The following is a 234-nucleotide window of genomic DNA, read 5'->3' as shown; positions in this document are numbered from 1 at the left end:
GCTGAAGTCGTAAACCACGGATTTAAGCTCTGCGTAAGCAGTGCTGCTATAGGCCCACACATAACTTCGATGGGTTTTCTTTTCACCCGGTGCCAACATCTGAACCGGTGTTTCATCGGCGTGGATGACTGGTTGAGCCAGCACCGCTTCACGCAGGGCATCGACAAGCGGTTGAAGCTGCGCGCCGGTTTGCCCGACCCACCGGGCCAGTGTCGAGCGTGGAATCGCCAGGCC

The 234-nt window shown here is 58.1% G+C and carries 1 protein-coding gene; it reads right to left on the bottom strand.

Going from position 1 to position 234, the window contains the following annotated elements:
* Window positions 1–234 (bottom strand): transposase (locus G1E_RS26910; RefSeq protein WP_047150292.1); only part of this gene is annotated, 234 nt, incomplete at both ends.

It is taken from the genome of Pseudomonas sp. TJI-51, from assembly GCF_000190455.2.
GTDB lineage: Bacteria > Pseudomonadota > Gammaproteobacteria > Pseudomonadales > Pseudomonadaceae > Aquipseudomonas > Aquipseudomonas juntendi.
The sequence above is the reverse complement of the archived record's forward strand: the minus strand, read 5'-3'. Positions and strand labels throughout refer to the sequence as shown.